At 68.2% G+C, this 25401-nt stretch carries 27 protein-coding genes, 1 tRNA gene and 2 pseudogenes; 12 read left to right on the top strand and 18 right to left on the bottom strand.

The features are described 5' to 3' along the window. Positions 1-262: 262 nt before the first annotated feature. The 4 genes from DL519_RS34395 (at position 263) to DL519_RS34380 (ending at position 2688) form a co-directional block, all read left to right on the top strand. The gene (locus tag DL519_RS34395; RefSeq protein WP_190821023.1) at positions 263-1378 is read left to right on the top strand and encodes a WD40/YVTN/BNR-like repeat-containing protein; all 1116 of its coding nucleotides are present in this window, start codon (positions 263-265) and stop codon (positions 1376-1378) included. Further along, positions 1375-1674, top strand: coding sequence for a MoaD/ThiS family protein (locus DL519_RS34390; protein ID WP_190821021.1), 300 nt, complete (start codon positions 1375-1377; stop codon positions 1672-1674). Before DL519_RS34395 ends, DL519_RS34390 begins: the two co-directional genes overlap by 4 nt. A 256-nt stretch (positions 1675-1930) precedes the next feature. Beyond that, positions 1931-2245, top strand: a complete 315-nt coding sequence (locus DL519_RS34385) for a hypothetical protein (protein WP_190821019.1) — start codon at positions 1931-1933, stop codon at positions 2243-2245. 176 nt (positions 2246-2421) lie between these two features. Then, on the top strand, positions 2422-2688 hold the full coding sequence (locus tag DL519_RS34380) for a hypothetical protein (protein ID WP_190821017.1): 267 nt from the start codon (positions 2422-2424) through the stop codon (positions 2686-2688). A gap of 330 nt (positions 2689-3018) precedes the next feature. On the opposite strand, the gene DL519_RS34375 is transcribed toward DL519_RS34380, so the two are convergent. Together DL519_RS34375 and DL519_RS34370 are read right to left on the bottom strand one after the other, a co-directional pair. After that, positions 3019-3342 carry a hypothetical protein gene (locus DL519_RS34375; protein ID WP_190821015.1) on the bottom strand — a complete coding sequence of 108 codons (324 nt, stop codon included), beginning with the start codon at positions 3340-3342 and terminating at the stop codon, positions 3019-3021. A 268-nt stretch (positions 3343-3610) separates the two neighbouring features. Next, positions 3611-3913 (bottom strand): hypothetical protein, encoded by a 303-nt coding sequence (locus DL519_RS34370; protein ID WP_190821013.1) that lies wholly within the window; start codon positions 3911-3913, stop codon positions 3611-3613. A 474-nt stretch (positions 3914-4387) separates the two neighbouring features. Between DL519_RS34370 and DL519_RS34365 the strand changes: the two genes are divergently transcribed. Further along, positions 4388-4798, top strand: a complete 411-nt coding sequence (locus DL519_RS34365) for a hypothetical protein (RefSeq protein WP_190821011.1) — start codon at positions 4388-4390, stop codon at positions 4796-4798. A gap of 364 nt (positions 4799-5162) precedes the next feature. Here the strand turns inward: DL519_RS34365 and DL519_RS34360 are convergent, their stop codons facing one another. Then, positions 5163-5564 carry an SSI family serine proteinase inhibitor gene (locus DL519_RS34360; protein WP_190821009.1) on the bottom strand — a complete coding sequence of 134 codons (402 nt, stop codon included), beginning with the start codon at positions 5562-5564 and terminating at the stop codon, positions 5163-5165. Between the two features lie 708 nt (positions 5565-6272). Between DL519_RS34360 and DL519_RS34355 the strand changes: the two genes are divergently transcribed. Beyond that, positions 6273-6569 carry a hypothetical protein gene (locus DL519_RS34355; RefSeq protein WP_190821007.1) on the top strand — a complete coding sequence of 99 codons (297 nt, stop codon included), beginning with the start codon at positions 6273-6275 and terminating at the stop codon, positions 6567-6569. Positions 6570-6699: 130 nt separating this feature from the next. Here DL519_RS34355 and DL519_RS34350 read toward each other — a convergent pair whose 3' ends face one another. The 7 genes from DL519_RS34350 to DL519_RS34320 all read right to left on the bottom strand — a co-directional run bounded on the left by DL519_RS34350 (position 6700) and on the right by DL519_RS34320 (position 11747). Continuing rightward, complete coding sequence (locus tag DL519_RS34350) at positions 6700-6999, bottom strand: hypothetical protein (protein WP_190821005.1); 300 nt, start codon at positions 6997-6999, stop codon at positions 6700-6702. Between the two features lie 306 nt (positions 7000-7305). Beyond that, positions 7306-7830 (bottom strand): RICIN domain-containing protein, encoded by a 525-nt coding sequence (locus tag DL519_RS34345; protein WP_190821003.1) that lies wholly within the window; start codon positions 7828-7830, stop codon positions 7306-7308. A gap of 653 nt (positions 7831-8483) precedes the next feature. After that, a tRNA-Val gene (locus tag DL519_RS34340) sits at positions 8484-8558 on the bottom strand. A gap of 69 nt (positions 8559-8627) precedes the next feature. After that, positions 8628-8828, bottom strand: coding sequence for a DUF4177 domain-containing protein (locus DL519_RS34335; protein WP_190821001.1), 201 nt, complete (start codon positions 8826-8828; stop codon positions 8628-8630). Positions 8829-8893: 65 nt separating this feature from the next. Beyond that, positions 8894-9202 (bottom strand): SH3 domain-containing protein, encoded by a 309-nt coding sequence (locus DL519_RS34330; RefSeq protein ID WP_190820999.1) that lies wholly within the window; start codon positions 9200-9202, stop codon positions 8894-8896. A gap of 645 nt (positions 9203-9847) precedes the next feature. After that, positions 9848-10345, bottom strand: coding sequence for a hypothetical protein (locus tag DL519_RS34325; protein ID WP_223839902.1), 498 nt, complete (start codon positions 10343-10345; stop codon positions 9848-9850). Between the two features lie 181 nt (positions 10346-10526). Then, positions 10527-11747, bottom strand: coding sequence for an NADP-dependent isocitrate dehydrogenase (locus DL519_RS34320; protein WP_190820996.1), 1221 nt, complete (start codon positions 11745-11747; stop codon positions 10527-10529). A 204-nt stretch (positions 11748-11951) separates the two neighbouring features. Here DL519_RS34320 and DL519_RS34315 point away from each other — a divergent pair, with 204 nt between their 5' ends. The 3 genes from DL519_RS34315 to DL519_RS34305 all read left to right on the top strand — a co-directional run bounded on the left by DL519_RS34315 (position 11952) and on the right by DL519_RS34305 (position 13828). Continuing rightward, positions 11952-12782 (top strand): metal-dependent hydrolase, encoded by an 831-nt coding sequence (locus DL519_RS34315; protein WP_190820994.1) that lies wholly within the window; start codon positions 11952-11954, stop codon positions 12780-12782. A gap of 332 nt (positions 12783-13114) precedes the next feature. Next, on the top strand, positions 13115-13543 hold the full coding sequence (locus DL519_RS34310; RefSeq protein ID WP_190820992.1) for a hypothetical protein: 429 nt from the start codon (positions 13115-13117) through the stop codon (positions 13541-13543). An 84-nt stretch (positions 13544-13627) separates the two neighbouring features. Further along, complete coding sequence (locus DL519_RS34305) at positions 13628-13828, top strand: DUF1918 domain-containing protein (RefSeq protein WP_190820990.1); 201 nt, start codon at positions 13628-13630, stop codon at positions 13826-13828. A gap of 362 nt (positions 13829-14190) precedes the next feature. Here DL519_RS34305 and DL519_RS34300 read toward each other — a convergent pair whose 3' ends face one another. Further along, positions 14191-14871 (bottom strand): TetR/AcrR family transcriptional regulator, encoded by a 681-nt coding sequence (locus tag DL519_RS34300; RefSeq protein WP_190820989.1) that lies wholly within the window; start codon positions 14869-14871, stop codon positions 14191-14193. Positions 14872-14965: 94 nt separating this feature from the next. On the opposite strand from DL519_RS34300, the gene DL519_RS34295 reads away from it, so the two are divergent. Then, the gene (locus DL519_RS34295; RefSeq protein WP_190820987.1) at positions 14966-16009 is read left to right on the top strand and encodes a medium chain dehydrogenase/reductase family protein; all 1044 of its coding nucleotides are present in this window, start codon (positions 14966-14968) and stop codon (positions 16007-16009) included. An 88-nt stretch (positions 16010-16097) separates the two neighbouring features. After that, on the top strand, positions 16098-16934 hold the full coding sequence (locus DL519_RS34290) for a DUF4253 domain-containing protein (RefSeq protein ID WP_190820985.1): 837 nt from the start codon (positions 16098-16100) through the stop codon (positions 16932-16934). Between the two features lie 576 nt (positions 16935-17510). Here the strand turns inward: DL519_RS34290 and DL519_RS34285 are convergent. The 5 genes and pseudogenes from DL519_RS34285 to DL519_RS34265 form a co-directional block, all read right to left on the bottom strand. After that, positions 17511-18284 (bottom strand): annotated as a pseudogene (locus DL519_RS34285) (GntR family transcriptional regulator). Further along, on the bottom strand, positions 18281-18574 hold the full coding sequence (locus tag DL519_RS34280) for a DUF3017 domain-containing protein (RefSeq protein WP_010315983.1): 294 nt from the start codon (positions 18572-18574) through the stop codon (positions 18281-18283). Before DL519_RS34280 ends, DL519_RS34285 begins: the two are co-directional and overlap by 4 nt. Before the next feature lie 51 nt (positions 18575-18625). Next, positions 18626-19477, bottom strand: coding sequence for a bifunctional methylenetetrahydrofolate dehydrogenase/methenyltetrahydrofolate cyclohydrolase (locus DL519_RS34275; protein ID WP_190820982.1), 852 nt, complete (start codon positions 19475-19477; stop codon positions 18626-18628). A gap of 6 nt (positions 19478-19483) precedes the next feature. After that, on the bottom strand, positions 19484-20476 hold the full coding sequence (locus DL519_RS34270; protein WP_223839901.1) for a DMT family transporter: 993 nt from the start codon (positions 20474-20476) through the stop codon (positions 19484-19486). Continuing rightward, positions 20473-21660, bottom strand: coding sequence for an MFS transporter (locus DL519_RS34265; RefSeq protein WP_190820980.1), 1188 nt, complete (start codon positions 21658-21660; stop codon positions 20473-20475). The genes DL519_RS34270 and DL519_RS34265 overlap by 4 nt, the downstream gene beginning before the upstream one ends. Positions 21661-22009: 349 nt before the next feature. Between DL519_RS34265 and DL519_RS34260 the strand changes: the two genes are divergently transcribed. Then, entirely contained in the window at positions 22010-24559 is a 2550-nt protein-coding gene (locus DL519_RS34260; protein WP_190820978.1) for a TNT domain-containing protein, read from the top strand. A 238-nt stretch (positions 24560-24797) separates the two neighbouring features. Here DL519_RS34260 and DL519_RS47580 read toward each other — a convergent pair. Further along, positions 24798-25255: pseudogene (locus DL519_RS47580) on the bottom strand (DUF5753 domain-containing protein). After that, positions 25230-25376: a hypothetical protein gene (locus tag DL519_RS47570; protein WP_223839898.1), complete on the bottom strand. Its 147-nt coding sequence runs from the start codon at positions 25374-25376 to the stop codon at positions 25230-25232. Before DL519_RS47570 ends, DL519_RS47580 begins: the two are co-directional and overlap by 26 nt. Between the last annotated feature and the right edge of the window lie 25 nt (positions 25377-25401).

Raw genomic sequence — 25401 nt, 5'->3', positions numbered from 1 at the left:
ATGGAAAAGCTGGGCAGACCAGCGGATTCCGCACGTCCACACCCCACCACAATGATCAACAAAGGAAACCAAGATCACTTCAAACCCGCCTCGGTGGATTGGGGCCTTAGGAAACTCACGGGCGCTCAGCTCGCCGACCGCTCACCCGGGACAGCACGGTTCGCCGGGACGCCGAGTCACAAGATCGAGAAGACACGAGCGGCCTATGGTCCTACGGTGACCGACATCGAACAAGTGTCCCGCTGTTGAGCAGGGGTTCCTCATGAGCCGTGTCCGAGTTCTCGTCGGCACCCGCAAGGGCGCGTTCATCCTCACCGCGGACGGCGCCCGCGAGCGGTGGGACATCAGCGGCCCGTTTTTCGGCGGCTGGCAGCTGTACCACCTCAAGGCCTCGCCAGCCGACCCCGACCGGTTGTACGCATCGCCGTCGCTCGGCTGGTTCGGCCAGTTGATCCAGCGCTCCGACGACGGCGGCCAGACCTGGGAACCGGTCGGCAACCAGTTCTCCTACGACGGCACCCCCGGCACGCACCTGTGGTACGACGGCACGCCGCACCCCTGGGAGTTCGAGCGGGTCTGGCACCTCGAGCCGTCGCCGACCGACCCGGACACCGTGTATGCCGGGGTCGAGGACGCCGCGCTGTTCCGCACCACCGACGGCGGCCAGACCTGGCAGGAACTGCGCGCGCTGCGCGAACACGACTCCGCTTCCGGCTGGCAGCCGGGCGCCGGCGGGATGTGCCTGCACACGATCATCCACGCGCCGGACAACCCGAACCGGCTCTTCACCGCCATCTCGGCGGCGGGCGCCTTCCGGACCGACGACGGCGGCATGAGCTGGCAACCGATCAACCACGGGCTCCACTCGGAGGGCATTCCCGACCCGGACGCGGAGGTCGGCCACTGCGTGCACCGCATCGCCCTGCACCGCGAACGCCCGAACGTGCTGTTCATGCAGAAGCACTGGGACGTGATGCGCAGCGACGACGCCGGCGATTCCTGGTACGAGATCAGCGGCGACCTGCCGACCGACTTCGGCTTCCCGATCGACGTGCACGCCCACGAACCGGACACGGTGTACGTCGTGCCGATCAAGAGCGACGAGCAGCACTACCCGCCCGAGGGCAGGCTGCGCGTCTACCGCAGCCGGACCGGCGGCGGCGAGTGGGAGCCGCTGACCAAGGGCCTGCCGCAGAACCACTGCTACGTCAACGTGCTGCGGGACGCGATGGCGGTGGACTCGATGGACGAGTGCGGCATTTACTTTGGCACCACCGGCGGCCAGGTGTACGTGTCGCCCGACGCCGGGGGCAGCTGGCGGCCGATCGTCCGGGACCTGCCGGCGGTGCTGTCCGTCGAGGTGCAGACGCTGCCATGATCAGGGTCGCGCTCCCCGCCCACCTGCGGACGCTCGCCAAGATCGTGGACCGCGAGATCGAGCTGGACCTCGACGGCCGGCCCACGCAGCGCGCGGTACTCGACGCGCTCGAAGCCCGCTATCCGATGCTGCGCGGCACCATCCGCGATCAGGAAACCCAGCTGCGCCGGGCGTTCATCCGCTTCTTCGCCTGCGAGCGGGACCTCTCCCACGAGTCGCCGGACGCCCCGCTGCCGGAAGAGGTGGCGGCGGGCGCGGAGCCGTACCTGATCGTCGGAGCTATGGCGGGCGGCTGACCGAGCCCCGCTCGAACCGAACTGGTTGTCCCATCCCCCGATTGATGGATGCGACCGACCGTCCAAACTGGACGAAATTGTGCTGCTCGGCGTGCCCGTTCAACTAATGGGTGGTAGATCGGGCGCTTCGGCGTGTTGGCGTGTCAATTCTCGGCCCCGGTGGAAGGTTTGCCGCGTCAATCGCGCGACCGGGCCGGGCTCCCCGGATTCCGAGCCCGTCCGACGCCACCGGAAATCAACCAGATCGGAGTCTGACATGCGCAGATCAGCACGTGCCCTGCTCGCCGGAGTCGCCGCCGTGGGCCTGCTCGCGATGGGTGCGTCCCCGGCCCTCGCCGCGAAGGGCAAGGCCAAGGAGTCGGACGACGACTCCGTCGTCACGGCCGCAGCCCAGGGCGGCAACGGCGGGAACGGCGGCAACGGCGGGTTCGGCCTGAACATCTGCCCGGCGATCAGCATCCTCGCGAAGGCCGAGGCCAACTGCACCGCGGGCAAGGGCGGCAACGCCAACGGCGGCGACGCGGAAGCCTATGCGGAAGACGACAGCCGGGACACCGAGCAGTCCGACTAGGACTGACGCCGACCTCGCGGGTCCGGTTCGGCCCGGCCACTCCCGCCCGAACGGGAGCGGCCGGGCGCTGATCCACCCAGGGCCCACCCGATACGAGGTCTTCGCCCGGCCAGGAACGCCGACCGGTGGACGATCTGGTCGGCGTGTCCGGAGCGACGACGCGAAAAGGAGCACCGGTGATCATTTCTGTTCGCATCCTCAGCACCGCCGCCGCACTCGGAATCGGCGTGCTGGCGACGAGCATGCTGCCCCAGGCGGTCGCGGACGAAAGCACCAAGGAGAAGCCTGGTAGCGCGGGCGAAGCCGGGCAGGGTTTCAGCATCTGCCGACCGATCTCCCTCACCGGCGGTCAGATCACCACCCAATGCTCGGTCGCGCCGAACGGCGGGAGCACCGACGGGCACTCGACCGCGGCTGCCGAGGAGAACAGCGACGACGACTGAAAGTCGCCCGCTGCGCAAAAGATGAATGTGTCGGTCTCCGCAAGGAGACCGACACATTTTCACGCGCACCGAAGAAATCGGTCCAACCCGATCGTCCACTGTGGCCTGGACCAGTTCGCCGAGCGGCGCCAGTCGCCCGATGCGGGTGCTTTCGCCACTTCAGCCGGGGGCACCGGAACGGCAGCGTTACGCTCGAAAAGCGGGCAGGCCGTGGGATTTCTCGGACGCGGCCTACCCGCTACCAACTCGAAACTCGGACGCGGCGCGACGGCCTCCCGGCAGGAAGACCGACGCGGAACCCGCGGCTCCCTTCGCCAGGAAGCTCCAAAATTACTCGTCGTCGCTGGAGTACTTCCGGTCCTTGCTGTCGTCTTCCGCGTAGGCTTCCGCGTCGCCACCGTTGGCGCTGCCGCCGTTGCCGGCACCGCAGTCCGCCTTCGCAGGCGACAACAATGCGATCGACGGGCACACGTTGATCCCGAAGCCGCCGTTGCCGCCGTTGCCGCCGCTACCACCTTCGGCCGCGGCCGTGACGGTGGAGTCGTCGTCCGACGTCTTTTCCTTGCCCTTGGCGGCCAGCGCCGGAGACGCTCCCATCGCGAGCAACCCGACCGCGGCGGCCCCGGCGAACAGAACACGAACAGACTTGCGCACTGCAGACTCCAATCTGGATGGATACCACTTGGTTGAACAGCCCCGCCGCTGAAGCCCGAGGGAAGTTCGACGGGAGCCAAGATCAACGCGTGGACCCTTTCACCGAAGTCCGCAAAACACCCCCAGCGACATGCAGATCGCACCCCCAGTCACCCAGAGGTGCGATCAACTTCGTTGTGCCCGCAAATAAAGAGCGTGCCGACCGGCGCACAGACCGGTCGACACGCTCTCAACTCGACACTCCGGGCTGCCGGTGCCCGGTTCGGCGTCAGTCCTCGTCGTTGTGCGAGGAGTTGGCTTCGGCGTCGCCACCGGTGCCGTTGCCGCCGTCGCCGGCCGAGCAGGAGCCCTTGCCCTCGCCCAGGATACCGACACCGATGCCACAGAGGACGTTCACGCCGATGCCACCGTTGCCACCCTTGCCGTTGCCGCCGTTGGCCTCGGAGGAGGTCACCGAGTGGTCGTCCTTCTCGTGACCCTTGCCGTGCCCGCCGGCAAAGGCAGGCGAACCCATCGCCAGCATCGCGGCCGCAGCGGCGGTAACACCGAGAAGACGAATCGAAGTACGCATTACTTAACTCCCATCCATGTTGGACACAACCAGGTCGGCTTGAGTTCCCCGAAATTCCGGGGATTTGGGGGGGTGCACCGACCGGCAAGAGGAACGTTGCCATTGATATGGGGGGTCCGGCATGTCGGGCCACACCAAAGAGAATCGCTCACCACCCATGCGGATGCACGACTACGCAGCGTCGTTCGGCTGGCCGATCTCAACCCGCACAACTCAACTGATCAGATGAAGCAATTGCGACTGCCACATAAAAGATCAAGAAGTAGAATCCATCGATCCTGATCACGAAATGATCAAGAACGAGGAACCCTAAAGTCATTGCCCGATAAGGACTTGCGCAACACGATCGGCGTCGCCAACTTGAGACACTTCGCCCGTTTGGATCAAGAAAGGGAAGCTCGCGCGCACATCGCGCGAACCACCCCTAGCGTTTGTTGCTGATCCCGATACGGACTTCGTTTCAGGAGGCAAGCCATGGAAATTCGCAGCAAGACGGCCGTCGTGCTGGCCGCGCTCGGGACGCTGACCGCCGGCGCCTCGGTGGCAGCCGCGACCGCATGGGCCGGACCACCGCTGCACGTAGAGGTGAGCGAAGCCCGGTGCCTGCGCACCGCAGACCTGCCCATCGTTGGGAAAGCGTTGAAAGTTGCTGTGGGACAGGAGAACCTCACCACCGTGCGGCTGACGTTCCGGAGCGCCACCAATGACCGCCAGACGGTTGCGTACGCCGTGGCAGTGGACGGAAACGTGCGGGCCAGCGGCTCAGTCAGCGGCGGCGGCGTGTCCATCAACAGCGTCACCGTCGCCAACAACAGAGGCTCCCGGCTCATCGTGACGACGGGTCCCACGGTCGTCGTCGACCGGACCATCACTGGACACTGCTAGGACAGGTGCCGGAATCATTTCGGGGAGCGGGAACAGTCCCGCTCCCCGATTTTTTGCCGTGCTCATCGGCAGTACTCATCGGCAGTGCTGCGACCATCCGATCCCGGAAATGGATCAGTGGCTTCACCGGGGAGCCGGTGAAGCCACTGCGAGAGTGCGGCGCAGGCGGACCGGAGGGCCAGAGTCGCACCCTCCAACATGCGATCCCGCCTTGGTTCCGCCGCGTGGCGTGCGCTTCTGGACCACGGGCGGTGACTTTTACGCTGCACTCCTTGCCTTTCGGCAATCCATGGGGTGTGGCGAAGACATCAGGAGCGCGCTCCGGCAGATGTTCCGGCCGGTCGGCGCTAGGCGGTTCGTGCGCTCAGAAGGCGAACACGGAACCGGTCGCGGCCTTCAGCTGGCAGGGATTGGCCAGCAGTACCTGGTAGCCAACCGGTTGGCCGCGCCAGGTCCCCTCCGCGGATGCGGTGGTCTGCCGGCTTTCCTTGGTGCAGTTCTTCGGCTGCCCCGGGTCCAACCGCTCGAACTTCCCTTCAACCCGGTGCAATTCGTCGCACGCGACGGACGCGCGCGGGTGGTCCCCGCTCGCTGGGTCGCAGTTCAGCGTGACAGTCCGGGACTTCTGGGACTCCGTCACCGTCAGCTTGAGCGTGCTCTGGTCCGCGTCATCGCCGGACGCGGCCGCGGCAACCCCTGGAACCAGCACCACCGCAGCGAAGACAATGCCGGCGACACCGCGGCCGAGCAACCGAGATTCGGTCATTTCGTGCATCCTCCGTCCTGGCCGGAATGGAAACCCCCGTCTTCCTTACCGCACCCGGAACGACCTCTCCGTGCGAGCCGAAAAAGATCAATCGATCGGATTCCCTCGAAGCGGTGATCATCACCACCAGCCACCAATGAGCCCCGAATTCGTTCCCGGAAGATCTACGGCGACCGCCGGCAACGATCCGACTCGGCGACGGCGCCGGGCCACCTGACGACGCCGGGTAGCTCCCATTAGCTCATCAGCGTTTCGAACCCGCGGATAAGCGACGGAATTTCACGTAGATTTGTCCACTAATCGAGTTCGGCTCGTCGCTTCGGTGTCGATCATCCGCAAATCGAATGCAGCGCACGGGCGACGAACGGAACGTAGTCACGATCCGACACAAACGGGCTGCGGTCGCCGATCGCGTGATCGTTTCCGACGCCGCCGCACGACGAGCTGCTGCACAACGCAGCGTGTTGCCCCGGACGAAGATCCTCATCCGGTGCGCCGCACCGTGCATATTCCAGTGGAGATCATCAGATGAGGTGAGCGACCGAAATCTGGGGTTGCGAGAAGATCAGGCAGCGCTATCTTTTAGAAGACCCCGCTGCGGCAGGGTTTCAAAACCCGATGGGAATCCACTGCCATTCGACCCGACAAAGGCGGCCGGCGATTCCTGCGGCGTCATTCGACAAATCAGCACGAAGGGGAATATTCGTTATGCGTTCTGCCAAGCGCGTCATCGCTGCTACCGCCCTGGGCCTTCCCATCCTGCTCGGCGCTCCGGGAATGGCGCTCGCCGACGGCGGTCACCACAAGGGATGGCCGACCATCTCCGACAACCAGCTCCAGAACCAGGACCAGGACGCCAACACCGAGCAGGCCAACCTCAACAAGCCGACGCAGTACACGTTCAACGTCGGCAGCGGCGAGGCCAACTCGGTGAGCTGGAGCAACCAGGCCAACGACGCCGACACCGAGCAGAGCGAGGCGGCCTGGCAGGCGGACGAGGACTGACGGCAGGGACCCCCTCGCTGCCGCGGTAACCGCACCATGAAAGGGCTTGGCCCGGCGATTCCCTCGCCGGGCCAAGCCTTTTTCATGTTCCTTCATCTCCGCCACGACTGATCGGGCGGCTGTGCCGACCCTAGTCGTCGACGTCCATCTCGCCCTCGGTCTGCTCGGTGTCGTTGACGTTGTTCTGCTGGGTAAAGGTCATCGCCGCCTGCTCGCCCTTGCTGTTGTGGCTGACCTGCGTGATGGGCGAGACGTTGATGTTGTTCTGCACCGTGTGGTTCTGCGCGCTCTGCTCCTGGGTCTCCTTCACGATCCAGGAAGCCTTCACCGGGTGCCCGTTGCCCTGAGCGGCCAGAGCCGTACCCGACACCCCGAGCAGCAGCGGCACCCCCACAGCGGCGGCAGCGAGCACGCGCTTCGCAGTACGCATCAACCGATTCCCTTCGTAGACCGACTATTTCCGCACTGTTCCTGATCCCCGCAGCGATCCTGGAAATGCACATCGCCTTCGGGTTTCGCGGAATCCACACCCCGAAAAGGGGCAACAGAAATCTACCGGTGCAACGACATTCGGTGGCAAGCAAAAACTTCGGTGATCACACCATGTAGTGATCACCGTTGGGCGACACCGCTTTTGCCGATTCGAGCATGAAGAAGCCCACTGGGCCGACGACTGCTCGTCGGACCAGCGGGCCGCTGCACTTCTCCGGCCCCCAGTGGGGCCGCCGTGATCAGATCAGATGCCGAACCGGAAGACCTGCCCGGACTTGGCGGTGCTGGACCCGTTCAGGTCCCAGCGCGGTTCGAGCTTCAGCCAGCTCCCCGCGGGGGAGTTCGGCTGTTCCACGGACACCGCCAGGTCCGGCGTCGCCCGCGGGCTGATGACGTAACCGGCCGCGCGCTCCTCCACGATCCAGCGCTGGCTCGGGCTTCCGGGCAGGCACGGCACGGCGAGGACCTCTGGCCCCCACTGCAGGTTGGCCTGCGCGCACCGGTTCGTCTGCTGGTTCCGGATGGTCACGCTGCCGTCGTACTGGTTCGACACGACCCACTTGTCAGCGTCGCCGAACACCCCGAACGGGGCGGCCTTGATCACCGGGTCGCCGCCGAAGTCGGCCCACCGGGAACCGTCGACCGCGCTGGTGATCTCCGTGCTGAATCCGATGGGGGAAGGAGCCGACGCAGCCTGGGCACCGGCCGGCACGAGGGAAACCGCCGCCAAGGCACCGAGGGCACCCAGCATCCAGCGAGCACGCTTCATTACTACCCCTCCACACAGAATGTTTTTCGGGAATGGCGATCGGTTTTCCGACCATCCGATAAGGATCTCTACCAGCAGCGGAACGAAAGTTCGCACCGGGTCACTACAACGAGTGGTCGATCAGCGACTTCGGTAACAACGCCTAGATCAAATCGGATAAGGGTCCTCAATGGACTTTTTTTGACAAACCCCAAAACTGAGATAAATGACTCTCATTTCAGGTTAAGACATCGAGGCGCGCAGCTCCCCGCCCACGACCGGCAGGAGTCGCCGCACGACCCGAGTCCCCAGTAGACATCCGGCAGAAGGGTGATTCGCGTTGCGGTCGAGCCGAACCCGAAAGGTCATCAGGAACACCGGATGTCCGGAAGCCTCGGCCCAGCAGGTCGAAGTAGCACACCACGGCCTGCGCGCCGCCGTGGTCACGCCACAGCGGGCTGGAGCCAGTGCGTGTTCGCGCGAAGGAAGCCATCGACGTGATCATCCCGAGCGACCGGTGGACGTCGTAGAGGTAGAACTCCATCCACTTGCTGCCGCCGCGGACCAACTTCACGTTCCGCGAGTCTGACGTCCACAATGGACACATATGCCCCGCCCGGAGCGCCGAAATCCCCCGCCGACGTGCGTCGACAGGGGCTCCGAACTGCGAGAGCTGGTGCGCGATACTGGGATTGAACCAGTGACCCCTACCGTGTCAAGGTAGTGCTCTCCCGCTGAGCTAATCGCGCCGAGCGGCCCGGCCGCTTGCAGGCACCAGCCTAGCGGAGCCCCCAGCGCGGCCGTGCACCACCCCGCCCTCACACCTGGCGCTCGAAGGTGACCAGCAGACCCTCGACGCCACCCGGGCCCAGCCGGCCCTTGACGTCCGCACCAGTGATCGCCTTCAGCTGCCAACCGTCGGCGGCATGGTCGTTGAGGGCCCGCTCCAGCTTGTCGCCGGACATCTTGCCGCCGAGCCACTTTTCCCGGAGCTCCACGACCTTGTACTTGTACGGCATCGGCTCTCCCCGTCAGCGCGAACACGTGTCATGGGGTGAACGATGCGCGGCCGCCGCGGGTACCGTCAGGGGCCGCAGGTGCTGTCCGGCGCTGGGGTCAAGAACTCGGTGGCGGCCCAGCGCGCGTCGCCGAGATCGCGGAAGCCGCCGACCACGTTTGGCGTCGCGGCCACCTCCGCGCCCTGGCGCAGCTCGCCCACCCGGGCGTTCGCAGAGCTGGGACCGGAGCGGACGTTGAGCACGTCGGCGGTGACCCGGAAGGTGCACGGCTCGGGTCCGCCGAATCCGCTGCCGGCCTGTCCGGTGCCGATCAGGTAGCTCACCCCGAGGACACCGGCGCCGATGAGCAGCAACGAGCGGGGCAGCAGGAACATGGCATACCTCCCTGGTCGACCACGGTCGTCCAAGGCACAGCGTCCGACGCCGGAAGCGGCGACGGAACCCGGAGCACCCGTCGGCACGCCCGGTTCAACGCCTCGGGTGTCGCCCACCCGGCGTTCGAGCGCGCGCTGTAGCCCGGTTGAATCGCTGGCATGGCCGCACGATTCAAGGACCTCGCGTTGGGACGCGCTGGACCACCAGGCGCAGGCGGATCACGTTCTGCCAGAGCCACACGGCCGCCGAGCCGACCGCCAGCGCTCCGGCGACGATCCCTGTCCAGGGCGGGCTTGATCCCGTTGTTCCAGGCCCACAGCGCCGCGTCCTGGATGGCCTGCCAGCAGGTGAGCACGACGGTGCGGAAGCCCTCGAAGTTGTTCCAGGCGTAGATGACCCCGGCGACCAGTCCGGCCACCAGGGCGATGAGGAAGCCGATCGGTGACGTGGCGAAGGCGATGCTCAGCGCGAGCCAGGCGATGCGCACGGCCATGATCGCGTTGCGGACCAGCAGCCAGCCGCTGTGAATCAGTGGCTTAACTGCAATACGGGACGTACGGTCTGGATTCGGCGGGTTTGGTCCGTACGCAGTCGCCTTGGCGGGTAGGGGCGATACCAACCCCTCGCGCACAGAAGGACACGCGTCAGGCCGCTTGATTCTCAGGCAGTGAGGAGAAGTTTGGCAGCCTCTTGTTGACTTCATCTAGCCGTCGGGCGAATGCCCGCAGCCTGCGGTAGTACGACCACGGCCGGGCGCGGGTTAGAAGAAGCGCCGTATACACGCAGCTGATGTCCTCAACCAGCGTGAAGAACGTCGCCTCGATCAGCGGAGCCATCTTTAGCTTCTCGCCAGGGCCACATCGCTTCCTCTCCAGCTCGATGATCCCGCTCGTCTCGTACATCATGACGATGAAGTCGAGCCCATAGATGCGTGTGGGAATCATCGCCATGTAGCTCTGCACAACTGCGCACTGACGTTTGCCTAGCATCGGCTGGAATTTGGGCACATCGCCGAACAGCTGCTCGCAATCGCCGCGTTTCACGTCAAGCACCTGTTTCCCCATCTCCCAGCCCATACCAGGGAGCGCAAGGCCCGCTGCCGGCGATAACTCCTTGGTTAGCCCGAGCAGCCGGGCCAGCATCTCGCGGCGGGCGCGGTGGTACTCAACGATTGTTTCCGCACCACAGGGTCCAGTGGCAGAAAAGATGTCACAAGTTGGGTATTGCGGAGGGCAACGAGTTCTGCGCTTCCGCCCCTGACACCCGGAAAACCGAAACGCCGCCCCCCGCAAGGGGGACGGCGTTCTCACCAGGTGCCGAAGATCAGCGGTCGGCCATCTTCTTCTGGAGGTTCTCGTCCAGCGTCGCGAGGAACTCCTCGGTGGTCTGGAACGCCTGGTCGCCGCCGACGAGCAGCGCCAGGTCCTTGGTCATCTTGCCGCTCTCGACGGTCTCGATGACGACCTTCTCCAGGGTGTCGGCGAAGCCGACGACCTCCGGAGTCGAGTCCAGCTTGCCGCGGTGCTGCAGGCCCCGGGTCCAGGCGAAGATCGACGCGATCGGGTTCGTCGAGGTCGGCTTGCCCTGCTGGTGCTGGCGGTAGTGGCGGGTCACCGTGCCGTGCGCGGCCTCGGCCTCCACCTTGCCGTCGGCGGTCATCAGGACCGAGGTCATCAGGCCCAGCGAGCCGAAGCCCTGCGCCACGGTGTCGGACTGCACGTCACCGTCGTAGTTCTTGCAGGCCCAGACGTAGCCGCCCTCCCACTTCAGGGCGCTGGCCACCATGTCGTCGATCAGCCGGTGCTCGTAGGTGATGCCCTTGGCGTCGAACTCGGCCTTGTACTCGTTGTCGAAGATCTCCTGGAACACGTCCTTGAACATGCCGTCGTAGGCCTTGAGGATCGTGTTCTTGGTCGACATGTAAACCGGGTAGCCGCGATCGAGCCCGTAGCGGAGGGACGCGCGTGCGAACTCCTCGATGGACTTGCGGTAGTTGTACATCGCCATCGCGACGCCGCCGTCCGCACCGAACTTGGCGATCTCGAACTCGATCGGCTCGCCACCGTCCTCCGGGGTGAAGGTGACGGTGACGGTGCCCGGGCCGGGGACCTTGAAGTCGGTGGCCTTGTACTGGTCGCCGTGCGCGTGACGGCCGATGACGATCGGCTTCGTCCAGGTCGGCACGTAGCGCGGGATGTTGGAGATCACGATCGGCTCGCGGAAGATGACGCCGCCGAGGATGTTGCGGATCGTCCCGTTCGGGCTCCGCCACATCTTCTTCAGGCCGAACTCCTCCACGCGGGCTTCGTCCGGGGTGATGGTGGCGCACTTCACGCCGACGCCGTGCTTGGCGATGGCGTTGGCCGCATCGACCGTGACCTGGTCGTCGGTGGCATCCCGGTGCTCGATGCCGAGGTCGTAGTAGTCGAGGTTGATGTCCAGGTACGGGTGGATCAGCTTGTCCTTGATGAAGGACCAGATGATCCTGGTCATCTCATCGCCGTCGAGCTCGGCTACGGTGCCCTGGACCTTGATCTTGCTCATGTGGCGGGGTGCTCCTCTCGCGAGAATGCAAGCGGTACAAGCGTACTGCTATCGGCCTCGATTGTGCCCTGTCCCCGTCGCCCACCACCACCCGCTCGGACGCGCGATGCGCCACTGTTCGTGATGCGCGCCCTGTGTCGTGATCTTCTTCTAGGCTCGACACTCGATCGAACGATCTTTGGTTGGCTGATATTGGAGGGGCCCGTGTCGACTGGACCGACGCACGCGATGAGCGGTGTCGCCGCTTGGGCGGCAGTGACCGCCCTGGCCGACACGCACACGCTGGGGCAATTATCCCCGAAGACCTGGGTGGTCGGCGCAACTCTTTCCGCCGGGGCCGCGCTGCTGCCCGACATCGACCACCCCAAGTCGACGGTGGCCAGCACCTTCGGCGCCGTCTCCCGCGGCGCGTCGGCCGGGATCAGCGGCTTCAGCGGCTTCATCTACCGCCTCACCCGCACCAAGCACGACAGCGACCGGGAAGGCACCCACCGCGGCTTCACGCACACCATCGTCTTTGCGGTGCTCGCCGGGCTGATCACCACGGCGATCGCGCAGACCAGCGAGGGCGCCGCGCTCGGCGTGCTGATGTTCTTCTTCGCCGGGCTTGCGGTCCGCGGGCTGCTGCACACCTGGTCCTCCGGCAAGGACGCGCTACTGATCACCGTGGCCTCGGTGCTGCTCACCATCGCCTGCTGGGCCTGGGCCGACGACCAGCCCACCAACGCCGCGGCCTTCGGGGTGGCGGTGATGATCGGCTGCATAGCGCACTTCTTCGGCGACGCGATCACCGAGCAGGGTTGCCCGATGCTCTGGCCGGTGCCGCTGAGCGGCATGACCTGGTACCCGGTCGCCCCGCCGAAGGCGCTGCGGATGAGGACCGGCGGGAAGGTGGAGATGGTGCTGGTCGGCCCGGGCCTGACGATCGCCGCCGTGGTTTTCAGCGCGGTCGCCCTCTACCGCGTCGGCGCGGCCCCGTGGCTCGCCCAGCTCGACCTGCCGCCCGAGGTCATGGCCTGGATTGCCCCGTCCTGACCCCTGCGCGAGCCTCCCTGAGGGAGCGAACGGACCGTTCGCGCCATCAGGGAGCCTGTTGCGTTTTCGGCGAAAACGGCTGAACCGAAGTTCCAAATCAGTCTCGATCGCCGCCGTTCCTCCGCCAGTGGCCGCCTCAGCCGCATCGATCGATCACGGTCCGTGATGGGCGTAATTTTGCGACCGGCTCCAGGTGGCGCGAACAGGCCGTTCGCTTCGAATAGCGACGTCGGGCACCGCAGGATGCGACATTTCGCCCATCGCTCATTCCGGGGCCGATAGGGTACAAGAGCGGCAATCACACCGGCGCCGCCCGAAGCCCCGGAGGGAAGATGCGAGCTCGAAAGCGGTTCGTGGTGGCAGCGCTGTCGTTGCCGCTGCTGATCGGCCTCGCCGCGTGCGGCGAGGTCCAGGAAGCCCGGCAGAACCTGCAGAATGCCGACGAGCAGCTCCAGCAGGCGCAGGACAACCTGGACGCGGCGTCGGCCTGCCTGCGGGCGATCAACGTCGCGAGCTTCATGCCCAACTTCGCCGACCCGAAGCAGGCGCAGGCCGACGCGCAAGCGAAGGCCGAAGAACTGCGCCAGCTGGTCGATCAGACGGCCGACCAGACGCTGCGGCAGAACCTGATCGACGTCCAGCGGTCCGTGCAGCAGGTCGCCTCCGGCGAGATCACGCTGGAGTCGAGCGCGGAGTGGACCAGCACCCAGCTCGAGAAGTACCGGCAGGTGACCACCACCTGCTCGCAGATCGGCAACTGACGAAACGGCCCATCACCTCCGCGGCTCACCCGATGCGCGGCGTGGCCTCGGTCACCTAGTCTGGGACCGCGGAGGTGATGGGTGATGAAAGCAGCCGTAGGCGACCAACTGCACGTGCACAGCAGGCACGTCGACGAGGCCGACAAGCTCGCCGAGATCCTGGAAGTCCTCGGCGAGGACGGCGCCCCGCCGTACAAGGTGCGGTTCAGGGACGGCCACGAAGGCCTGGTGTACCCGGGCGGCGATTGCTCGATCGAGGCGCCGCGTCCCCGCGAGGGCGACTGACCCCGCAAATCGCGGCAAGCGGACTGCGCAGGCGGCGGGCACGACCGCTGCTCGACGTCAGGCGAGCGGTGCACGCACACTCACGCCGCCACAGGTCCATGATGCCCGCCTACGGGCCCCGACGTCCCGGCGGAAATCGGGCGCGCCCGCGGCGAGCGCCTCGGCTGGGCTGTAGAGGCTGTTGGGAATGTGCTGGTTGAAGCGAACGGACCGTTCGCGCCGCCTACCAAGGCGAGCAGGCCGTTCGCTTCACACCAGCAACCCGGAACCTGCGTCAGGCTTCACACCACTTGGCGGGGCGGCACCACATCCCCTCCCGCCAGGCCACCAGACCTCCAGGCAAACGAGTTCGGGAACAGCCTCTACTGCCAGGGCTGGGCGAGGATCGACTCCACCTCCGCCCGGAACAACAGCTCCGGATCGACGCCCATGGCGACGAACTGCCCCTCCACTTCCAGGCTGACCAGGCCGTGCATGCGCGACCACGCATGCAGTCCGCGTTGCAGGACAGCCGGCGGTGCGGCCGGCCCGCCGCGCAGCTCGCGCCAGGCCGTCAGCTGCCGGTCCAGGATCGTGCGCTCCCCGGGTAGCCCGTCGGGGGCCAGGTCGGCGAACACGTCGAGGAGCGGCCGGATCGCCCGGTCGGCGAGGTCGATGGTGAGTTCCGGGGCCCGGAAGCCCGGCACGGGCGTGCCGAACAGCAGCAGGTACCGGCTCGGCTGCTCCAGGGCCCACGACCGGAACCGCGCGGCGAGCTCGCGGAACCTCGTCGCGGGTGCCTTCCGCCGGTTCGCCTGCACCACGTCGTCCATCGCGTCGCCGAGGTCCCGGTAGGCGTCCACGATCAGGTCCGTCAGCAGCGCGTCCCGGTTCTCGAAGTACCGGTAGAGCGCGGGGCCGGTGATGCCCATCCGCTTCGCGATCGCGTTCACCGAGATCCCCTCCGGCCCCGATTCGGCGAGCTGCTCCAGCGCGACCCGCTTGGCCTCGCCGCGGGTCTGCTCCCGGAACCGCTCGCGCGGGCTGCGCGGCGCTGCTTCCATGCCCTGCCTCCTCCGCTTGACAGCCCAACCGTAACAGCCTCATAGTTGTGTTAGAAGCTCTAACGGACAGAATTAGCTCTAACAGGAGGCGTCCATGACCATCCCCACCAGCGGCACCGAGATCGTGCTGACCGGCCTCGGCGGGACCGAAGTCGTCACCACGCGCCGCAGCGCGCCGCTCGCGCCCGGGCCGCACGGCGTGCTGGTTCGCGTCGAGGCCGCCGGGGTGGCCTTCGCCGAGGTCCAGATGCTGCGCGGGCGCTACCCGGCACAGCCGAAGTTCCCGTTCGTGCCCGGCTACGACCTGGTCGGCGAGGTCGTCGCGGTCGGTTCGGCGGTGACCTCTTGGCGTCCCGGCCAGCGGGTCGCGGCGATGCCGCGCACCGGCGCGTGGGCCGAATACGTCGAAGTGCGCGACAGCGAACTGGTTCCCGTGCCCGACGACATCGACGCCGCGACGGCGGTCTCGGTGGTGCTCAACGGCGTCACGGCCTGGCAGCTGCTGCACCGCGCGGCGAAAGTCCGACGTGGACAGACGGTGCTCGTGCACGGCGTCGGCGGCGGGGTCGGCATCCTGCTTGCCCAGCTCAGCGTCGCCGCCGGGGTCCGCGTGATCGGAACGGCCTCCGCTGGTCGGCACGAAGCGCTGCGGGAGATCGCGGTGGAGCTGATCGACCACCGCACCGAGGACGTCGGGAGCCGCGTCGCGGAGCTCGCGCCCGGCGGCGTGGACGCCATCTTCGACCCGCTCGGTCCGGCGAGCCTGGATCGGTCGTGGCGACTCCTCACGCCCGGCGGCTCCCTGCACGCCTACGGCAGTTCGGCGACGCTGCACGACGACGGACCGTGGTGGCTGCCCTACCTCGGCCTGGGGCGGCGGCTCGCCGGCTGGGAGCTGGCGCGGCTGTTCGGGCGCACGGGCGGCCGCCGGATGCGCATGTACTACGTCAAGCCGAACGCCCAGTTCCGAACGGATCTCGCGAAGCTGCTCCGAATGGTCGCCAGTGGACAGTTGCGGCCCCTGGTCGCCCGCCGGCTGCCACTGGAATCCGCGGCGCGCGCCCTGGACCTGCACATGGCGGGCACCGAGACCGGGCGAATCGTGCTCGTCCCCGGCCTTTCGCCGGATCGCGCCTAGGCCTCGCGCGCGCACCGCCGCGGAAACAGGCCCAGGCCTGCCTCTAAGGTGGTCCGCGACGAGGGGCGTTTGGCTAGGAGGCGGTGAAGTGTTGCGAGACGACCGGCAAGCGGGGGCTCCTGCCGACCTGTCCGCTGTTTTCGGCACCGGTGCAGCGGTTTCCGTCCCGCTACCGCCAGGTGAGGTGCTGACCGAGCAGACCGCTCTCAGCGACAACCCCACCCCACTGTGCTGGATCAGCGACGCCGCCCCGGTGCCGCAGTTGATCGCCGCCCTCCGAGCCGAGCACAGCCTCACCGGCTTGTTGCCGCTGCTGCTGTGCGATAGCGACGAGGTCTACGGGGAGCGGTGCACCGTCGGTGTCGTGCCGCCGGAACCGCTCGAGCACATCGATCGCTGGCGGGTCGTCGACGTGATGGTCCGGATCTGGGACGGCCTGGTGCAGGCCGACGACGACCTGGGACCAGCGTACGACCTGGAAGTGCTGGCCCCGTTCGATTACGCGTGCCCGGGACCGGCGCGGGGCGGGAACCTGCTGGCGGACCCGGATGTCCTGGCCAACCAGCAGTTGCCGCGCTTCATCGACGCCGACACCCGGCTCGCACTGGTCCCGGTTCAGCGCGGCGCGGACGTACTGACGGCGCTGGGCTGGTCGGGCGCGGCGAACCACGTGTCGCGGACGGCGGGGCTTTCGGCGATGGCCCGCAGCTGGGAGGAGCGCTTCGGGGCGCGCTTGTTGCGCCTAGGCCCGGACCGGCTCGACCTAAGCGTGGCGGCGCCTCCGCAGGACCCGGACCACGCCGCAGCGGTCGCCGCGGAGCACTGGACCTTCTGCCCGGACCGGATCATCCAGGAGACGGGCACCATCGGGGCCTACGCCCAGGAGATCCGCGGCCGCCGCACCTGGTCCTTCTGGTGGGAGTAGCCCGGGCTGACGTTTCGGCTGCTAACCGCCCGTGAGCACTTTGGGCTGCGGTAGGGGCTGTTTTGGAAGGTGCTGGTGTGAAGCGAACGGACCGTTTGTGCCGTCTATGAGCCTGTTGCAAAATTACGCCCATTACGGACCGTGATCGATCGATCACGGCTGAGATGGCCACTGGCGGACAAGCGGCGGCGATCGAGACTGATTTGGTACTTCGGTTCAGCCGTTTTCGCCGAAAACGCAACAGGCTCCTATGGAGGTGAACGGTCCGTTCGCTTCACAGCGGTTGGTGCGGCAGAGCCAGGCCACTCCCAGGCGCCCTCTGCGAACCCGCGGCGGTGCAAGCTGCGGGGCCGGCTAAGCGGCTGCGCCGCTTCAAAAGCACAAGCCCGCCCTAACGCGCCTCGGACGATCACTTCCAAAACAGCTTCTATAGCAACCAAAACCACCCACGGGCGTTGACCTGCGGGCGGCCGCCGCCCTGCTCGCCCGCCGCCTCGCGGCGATGGCCCGGACCAGCTGACGGACGGTGGCGCGGCGCAATGCCTGGCAGCGGGAACCCGGCTGCGAGAAGGGGTTTCAGTTGCGGAGGCGGGTGACGAAGCTGAAGCGGTCGCCGCAGAACAGGGAGCCGCGGAACAGGGAGTGGACCCGCTCGATCGGCTCGCCGTCCGGGGTCCACGACCGCCGGCGCAGAAGGATCATCGGCGTCGCCGGGTTGGTGCCGATCAGCAGCGCCTCGCGCGGCGTCGCGAGCACCGTCTCGATGCGCTCCTCGGCTTCGCCGAACCGCACGCCCAGCTTCTCCTGCAGAAACGCGTACAACGAGCCCGACGGGTCGAACTCCCCCAGCAGCTCCGGAAAGCGCCGCTTCGGCAGGTAGCTCGACTCCAGCCCGACGCGCTCGCCCTCGGCGAGCAGCACCCGCTCCAGATGTACCACGTCGTCCCCCGGCGACAGCCCGAGATCGGCGGCCAGGCGCGGATCCGCCGCCCACGACTCCACTGTGATCACTGTCCGGCCGGGCTCCAGGCCCTGCGCCCGAACGCCCTCGGTGCGCTGGTCAACGCCAACGGCTGCACGAGTTTCGGCGGCGCGACGGCGGTGCGGCTGCCCTGCCGGCGCATCAGCCGGCCTTCGAGCATCAGCTCCGTGACCGCCTGCCGCAGCGTCACCCGCGACACCCCGAAGCGCTCGGCGAGCTCCCGCTCCGCGGGCAGCGCGGCACCCTCGCCCAGCTCCTCGATCGAGCAGCTCGATCTTCACCGCGGAGTAGCGCGGAATCCGGCCGTGCTCGGGAATTCCGCTGCGAACCGGCTGATCCGCCCGATGGTCGATGCGCACGGCGCTCAGCCCAGCAGCCCGCCCTTGATGGTCATCGCCACAGCGATGATCACCAGCCCGAACCCGCTGTAGAGCAGGACGTCCACAGCTCTGCTGCGGATCGCCAACAACCCGGCCCGCTCCTGCGGGACCATGCCGCGCATCGCCGCCGCGACCAGCAGCGCAACACCGAGCAGCACCGAACCCCGCCGCCAATGCCCCAGGGCGATCAGCAGGAGCCCGATCAGCACGCCCAGCAGCACCAGGCCGAACGGCACGTGCACCGAAAGGCGCGACCCGTCGCCGAACCGTTCGCTCACGCCGTTCCTCCCGTGGTGGTGAACTCTACCCGGGGGCACCCCCGGCACGGATCAGCCGACGTTGCGCTCCGCCGCCTCGACGACGTTGGTCAGCAGCATCGCGCGGGTCATCGGCCCGACCCCGCCGGGGTTGGGCGACACGAACCCGGCGACCTGCACGACATCCGGGTGCACGTCCCCGGCCAGCCCGGCGTCGGTGCGGCTCACGCCGACGTCGAGCACCGCCGCGCCCGGCTTGACCATGTCCGCCGTGATCAGGTGCGGCTTGCCTGCCGCCGCGATGACGATGTCCGCGCGGCGCACCTCCTCGGCGAGATCCCTGGTCCCGGTGTGGCAGAGCGTGACCGTGGCGTTCTCGCTGCGCCGCGTGAGCAGCAGGCCGATCGGGCGGCCGACGGTGATGCCGCGGCCGATGACCGCGACCTGCGCACCGTTCAGTGGCACGTCGTAGCGGCGCAGCAACTCGATGATGCCGCGCGGGGTGCACGGCAGCGGTGCCTCCTCGCCGAGCACCAGGCGCCCCAGGCTGATCGGGTGCAGCCCGTCCGCGTCCTTCTCCGGCGCGATGCGCTCAAGCAGCGGCCCGGCGTCGAGGTGCTTGGGCAGCGGCAGCTGCACGATGTAGCCGGTACAGGCCGGGTCGGCGTTGAGCTCGTCCAGCACCGCCTCGACGTCGGCCTGACTGACGTCGGCGGGCAGGTCCTTGCGGATCGACTTGATGCCGACCTTGGCGCAGTCGTTGTGCTTGGCACGCACGTAAGACTGCGAGCCGGGGTCGTCCCCGACCAGCACTGTGGCCAGCCCTGGTGCGTGCCCCTGCTCGACGAGCCGGGCGACCCGGGGCCGCAGCTCGTCGAAAATCGCGTCCTTGGTGGCCTTGCCGTCCAGAATCGTCGCGCTCACGGCTGTTCATCGTGGCAGACGGCGCGCGGACCGTCCCGCCCGGTCCGGCATTGCCGCCACGCCGACGGCCACCAACGTGAGCAGCACGCCGAGGAACGTGGACGTCGAGATGCCCGCACCGGAGGCCGGGGCGAACACGTCGAGCAGCAGCGCGCCGACCAGCTGACCGGCGATCACGCCCAGGCTGAGCACCAGCACGCCGGTGAAGCGCACCAGCGCCACCGACCCGCCGATCACCAAGGTCCCCAGGAAACCGCCGGTGTAGAGCCACGCATCGGCCGGCAACGGCGGCAGGCCGCGCAGCACAACCTCGACCGCGAACGCCAGCGCGAGGGCGGTCATCCCGACGCCGAAGTTGAACATCGCCGCGAACACCGTGGAGTCCACGGCCTGCTTCATCCGGCCGTTGACCGCCGCCTGCAAGCCGAGCCCGATCCCGGCCAGAGCGGGCAGCAGCACCAGCCAGCTCGCCTGACCGCTTCCCAACTGCGTGGACACCGCGATCACCACCGCCACCACGGCCAGCCCGGCCCCGAACAGCCGCGCCGGGGTCACGTGCTGGGGCCCGGCCGGACCCAATCCGAACCGGTCCACCACAAGCCCGCTACTGACCTGCCCGGCCACCACCGCGACGGTGAACATCGCGACGCCGAGCGCGGTCGCCGCCATTCCCTGCGTGAACACCAGATATCCGCCGCACACGCCCCCGAGGCACTGCCATGGCCGCAGACCATCCGGTTTGCGCAGCTCGGCGCGGAGGTTCCGCCAGCCGCGCCGCGCCTGCGGGATCACGAAGGTCGCCGCCACGAGCACGACGAAACCGCACAGGAACGAGATCAGCCCGGCGGCGATCCCGTCGTCCATCCGCGCTCCGAGCGTGCCGTTGATCCGCGCCTGGATGGCGAGCAGCATCCCGACCCCGGCCGCGCCGAACATGCCGAGCACGCGTTCCCGGGTCTTCGGCCGGTCATGCGTTCGCCGCACGGAAGTAGCAGTCACGTAACCGAAGTCTGCTCCGTCCCCGGCAGCGCACGCGATGCCCGAACGCTGTGACGTACGACAAACCCGAAGCCCAGCAACGCCAATCCGGCCGCCGCCGCGGCAGCCGCCGCCGGGCCTGAGATGTCGAGCATCCAACCCGCCAGCGGGGCGGCCAGCGCGCCGCCCAGCGTCGTCGCGCTGGCCATCCAGCCGAACGCCTCGCTGCGCCGCTCGACCGGCGTCAGGTCCGCCAGCCGCCCGTTGCAAGCGGCCAGCGTCGGCGCGATCGCGGTGCCCCCGACCAGCAAGATCGCACCGACCAACCACGGCGAACCCGGATCGGCGATCGGCGGCAAAGCGGGCACCAGGACGGCGAGCCCGAGCGCGGCGAGCAGGACGCGCAGCCAAAGCCGCGGGCGCGCCGCGAAACCGCCCGACACCAGGCCACCGGCCAGCGAACCGACCGCCCACACCATGGCCAGCAGCCCCGCCAGCTCCGGGGCGCCCCGCTCTCGGGCCCAGCCGACGAGCATCAGGTCCACCGCGATCAACCCGCCGACCAGCAGCGCGAAGAAGAGCAGCAACGACGTGAAACCCGGCACCCGGAACAACGACCCGGTCTTGCCGGCACCGCGCGCGCCGTCCCCCGGCGCCTCGCGCATCCCCGCGCGCAACAGCGAAGCAGCGAACATCGCCGCACCGAGAGCCGCCCAGGCCGCGCAGGACAACATCGCGGCGACCGGACCCCAAGCGGCCACCACGAACGTCGCCAGCATCGGCGTGATCACGAACAGCAGCTCCTGCAGCGTCGCCTCCACCGCGAAGGCCGCCTCCCGCGCCGGACCATCGGTCAGCCGCGGCCAGATCGCCCGACCCACCTGCGTGATCGGCGGGTGCGACAGCCCCGTGAGCAGCGCCACCGGCAGCATCAGCCACCACTGCGCCGGATCCACCCAGCGCGACACCACGACCATCGCCGCCATCCCGAGCCCGGAACCCAGCCCGGTCGCCACTAGGAGGCGCGGCGCCGAACTGCGATCGGCGGCCCGGCCGCGCAGCGGTCCGGCGATGGCCTGACCTGCCGTGACCGTCGCCCCGATGACGCCGCCGATGGCGTACGACCCGGTCCAGTCGACGACCAGGAAGGCCAGCACCATCGCCAGGGCCGGCATGTGCAGGCGCCCGAGCAGGCTGAACGCCATCAGGCTCGACGCATTCGGAACCGCCGCCAGAAGTCGATAAGGACGCAGCACACGACTCACTCTGGCGTCTGGCACGCCCGTACCGCTACCGAATTTCGTCGACCATCCGCCTCGGCCGGACCACCGCTGGTCCGATCCACCTGGTGGTGTGATGTTCATCCGGCCGCCCAGCAGGCAGGCTCTCGTGACGAGATCACCGCGCAATGTGATGAGGATCTTGGAGGTGCGCACGTGTCCTGGATCAACGGCGCTGAACTCGCCCACAACTCACATGACCGGGTCCGCGTCGAGTAGCGTCTTGGCCGGGGTGGAGTCGGGTTGCTTCGTCGAGAGGGGGAGGATGTCGCCCATGTCGCGTCCGACAGCGATCAGTCCGGAAGAGCAGGAGCAGATCGCCCGCAGGATCGGGGTTCTGCTGTTACAGGGCGCTCCCGAGGACTGGCAGGAGATCACCGTGGAGTACCGCGCCACCGGTGAGTACCACGACCTGCTGGGTGAGGTGGCCGCGCAAGACGGCAGTTCCCGCCCCTGGGAGCCGCCGATCGAACTGCAGGAGATCTTCGAGCGCCTGCGCGAAGGCATGTACCGGCCCGACGTGGGCACCTGGCTCAGCGCGCTCTACGTCGTCGAACGTCCATCGAGCTATCGGATCGACATCAACTTCGATTCCGAGCCCCTCTGGCAGCGCCCGCTGCCGCGCGCCGCGTACGTCGACGAACTGCGCCGCTACCCGCGCGCCGAGGAGAACGTCCCGGACTGGATGCGGGAGCGCTTCGACGGCACCCCTGTCCAGACCTCCGAAGCACCGACCGCCGAGCAGTCGACCGTGGAGCCGCCGGTCACTGAGGCACCGGTGGTCGAACCCGCCGCCCCCAAACTCGTGGACGCCGAACCCGCTGTCGCCCAGGCGCCGATCCCGGAGCCGGGGATCGCCGAACCGGCCGACGGGTTCCAGGTGGCCAACGTCTTCGACGACTACGACGAGCAGGGCCGCCCGGTGGTCGCCGACCGCCAGCCGGTCCCGGCCGAGGAAGTCGCGGCGCTGCGCCAGTACCTGGAGAACGCCCCGGTCGTGCTCGCCTCCCGCGAGGACGAAGAGGACCAGCTCGACCCGGAGCGCGCCGCCTCGGTGCCGGGCACCTGGCACACCGACGGCGCCTGGCTGTGGCCGGGCGCCACCCCGTACTACCTGACGCAGTACGGGGTCCCGCCGGAAGCCGAACTCGTCGAGCACATCCGCAGCCGCGGCTTCCAGCTCGTCGAGGTCGACGACGTCACCCGCGACGCAGCGGTCAGCGAGCTCCTCGACCAGCCCGTCGACGAACTCGACGACGGACTCGACGACGGGCTCGACGACGAGCCGGAGACCTCGTCTGCCAGGCCGGAGCCCATTCCGGAGCCGGACTTCGACGACGAGCCCGAGGAGGAGCGCGCCGAGCCGACCGGCGGATCCCGGCACGTGCTCGACGAGGCCGTAGCGCCCGACACGCAGGAAGTGCTGGTCAAGCTGCACGACCGGCTCACCGACCACCGGGTGGACGGTGCCAGCTACCGCATCGGCAGCCACAGCCCGGACGCCCGCTGCCTGATCGAGGACGGCGCGGACTGGGTCGTCACCGCCGGTTCCTACGGCGGCGAGGAAGTCCGGTTCGCCCGCGTCGACCACGCCGCCGCGTACCTGCTGGGCAGCCTCCTGATGGACCGGCCCGCCATCGCTGCGGCGCCGGGCCCCGTCCCGGTGACCGACCTGCCGCAGCGCTCCGCGCCGGAAGTTCCCGACCTGCCGCAGCGCTCCGCGCCCGAGGCTTTCGACCTCCCGCAGCGCTCGGCTCCGGAAGTTCCCGACCTGCCGCAGCGCTCCGCGCCCGAGGCTTTCGACCTCCCGCAGCGCTCGGCTCCAGAAGTTCCCGACCTGCGGGAGGCCTTCGACCTCCCGCAGCGCTCGGCTCCAGAAGTTCCCGACCTGCCGCAGCGCTCCCCGGCAGAACCGGCCGATCTGCCGCAGCGCTCGGCTCCAGAAGTTCCCGACCTGCCGCAGCGCTCCCCGGCAGAACCGGCCGATCTGCCGCAGCGTTCGGCGCCGGAACCGGAACTCGGCGGGGCGAACCCGCTGTTCACCGCGAACCAGGAGCCGGCGGGTGCGCCGCCGGAACCATCGAGCCAGGAACCCGCGGCCCAGGCCGGGGACTACATGACCCGGTTCCAGTCCGTACCGAGGCTGGACCGCCCCGCACAGCCCCCGGCTGGTCCGACGGCACCGCCGTCGCCGCCGGTCGGGCAGCCCGCGCAGCCGCCCGTCGGCGGACCGGGCGCGCCGCCGCCCCTGCCGAAGCGCCAGCCGCGCCGGGAAAGCGGCGCTCCGGTGCCGCCAGGTCCTGCTCAGGGCCCGGCCGGCGGCGCGGAGCGGCGCCCGGGCCCGGGCGGGCCCGGCATGGCCGGCCCGCACCGGCAGGGACCGCCGCCAGGGCTGTCGCGTCCGCCGCAGGGCGGGCAGCCAGGTCAACCGCAGGCTGGTCAACCGCAGGCTGGGCAGCCGCAGGGCGGGCAGCAGATCCAGCCGCTCAGCGGTGAGCCGCCGCTGACGCTGTACCGGGACCGGCGGATCGTGATGTTGCAGCCGGGCACCGAACTGGACCGGTTCGGCGAGCCGAACGGCAACGTCACGTACACGATCCGCACGCCGTATACGCACCGTTCGCTGCCGCCGCAGTGGTCGAACCGCTCGTACTTCGCGTACCGGGTGCAGCGGCCGCTCCAGGCGATGCGCGGCACCGCGGTGCCGTGGTTCGAACAGCCCGGTGGCGGCACGGCGTTCGTGCTCCCCGCAACGATCAGCGAACTCCTCGCGGACGGCACCCTGGCCGAAATGCCGGCCAACGACCGCCCACCCATGGAGTAACCCGATCCCGTTCATCAGAGGTCGAAGCGGCCCGACCCAGCTGCGGCGAGGAACCCCCGCAGCTGGGTCGGGCTGAACACCAAGACCCCCTGCTCCGGAGCCTTCGAATCCGCACGGCACCAACCCCCGGCACGTTCAACGCCGACTCCACGCAAGTGCCTTGCTCTGTGCTGTACATGCTCTTTCGCCATAAGGCACTGGAAAGATCCGTCACGTCGCGCCTCTCCCTCAGACGTGTTCACAGGGACGAAGCCAGGCTATCCATGAAATGCGCGGTTTCATCCGGCGCAAGCGCGACGTCGATCATCCGCTCGAAGAGCCGGATGTAGTACTTGATGTCCGCGGGACGCTCCATCCAGACCGCGCCGCGCTGGTTCTCCAGGTAGACGGCATCCATGTCGTCGAATCCCTCGGCCAACCGCAGCAGGTGATACGGACTCGGCATGCCGGGGTACGCGCCCGCGTCGAACGGAACGACCTGAATCGTGATGTTGGGTCGCTCCGCGAGCGCCACGAGGTGGCGGATCTGGTCGCGCATGGCATCGGTGCAGCCAACCTTCCAGCGCAGCGCCGCTTCGTCGAGGCGACTTGCTGCTTGACGCTCTGCTCCGTCGCCTTCGGACCCAGTTCCAAGAAGGCGGCTGCGTACTCCGGGGTTTGCAGCAGGCCGTCAATGAAGTGCGGCGAGTACCGCAAGACCGGCGTCGGATTCGAGGCCGACAAAGGATTCAAACCAGTCCGGGAGGCTGTCGCTGAAGTCCGTCCACCAGCCTCGTTCGTTGGATTCCTCCGCCAATCGGATCAGCGCGTCGAGCATCGGCGCACCGATGTCGTAGCACTGG

Origin of the sequence: Saccharopolyspora pogona, from assembly GCF_014697215.1 — a bacterium.
GTDB classification, from domain to species: Bacteria; Actinomycetota; Actinomycetes; order Mycobacteriales; family Pseudonocardiaceae; genus Saccharopolyspora; species Saccharopolyspora hattusasensis.
This window is presented reverse-complemented; position numbering and strand designations above follow the sequence as displayed.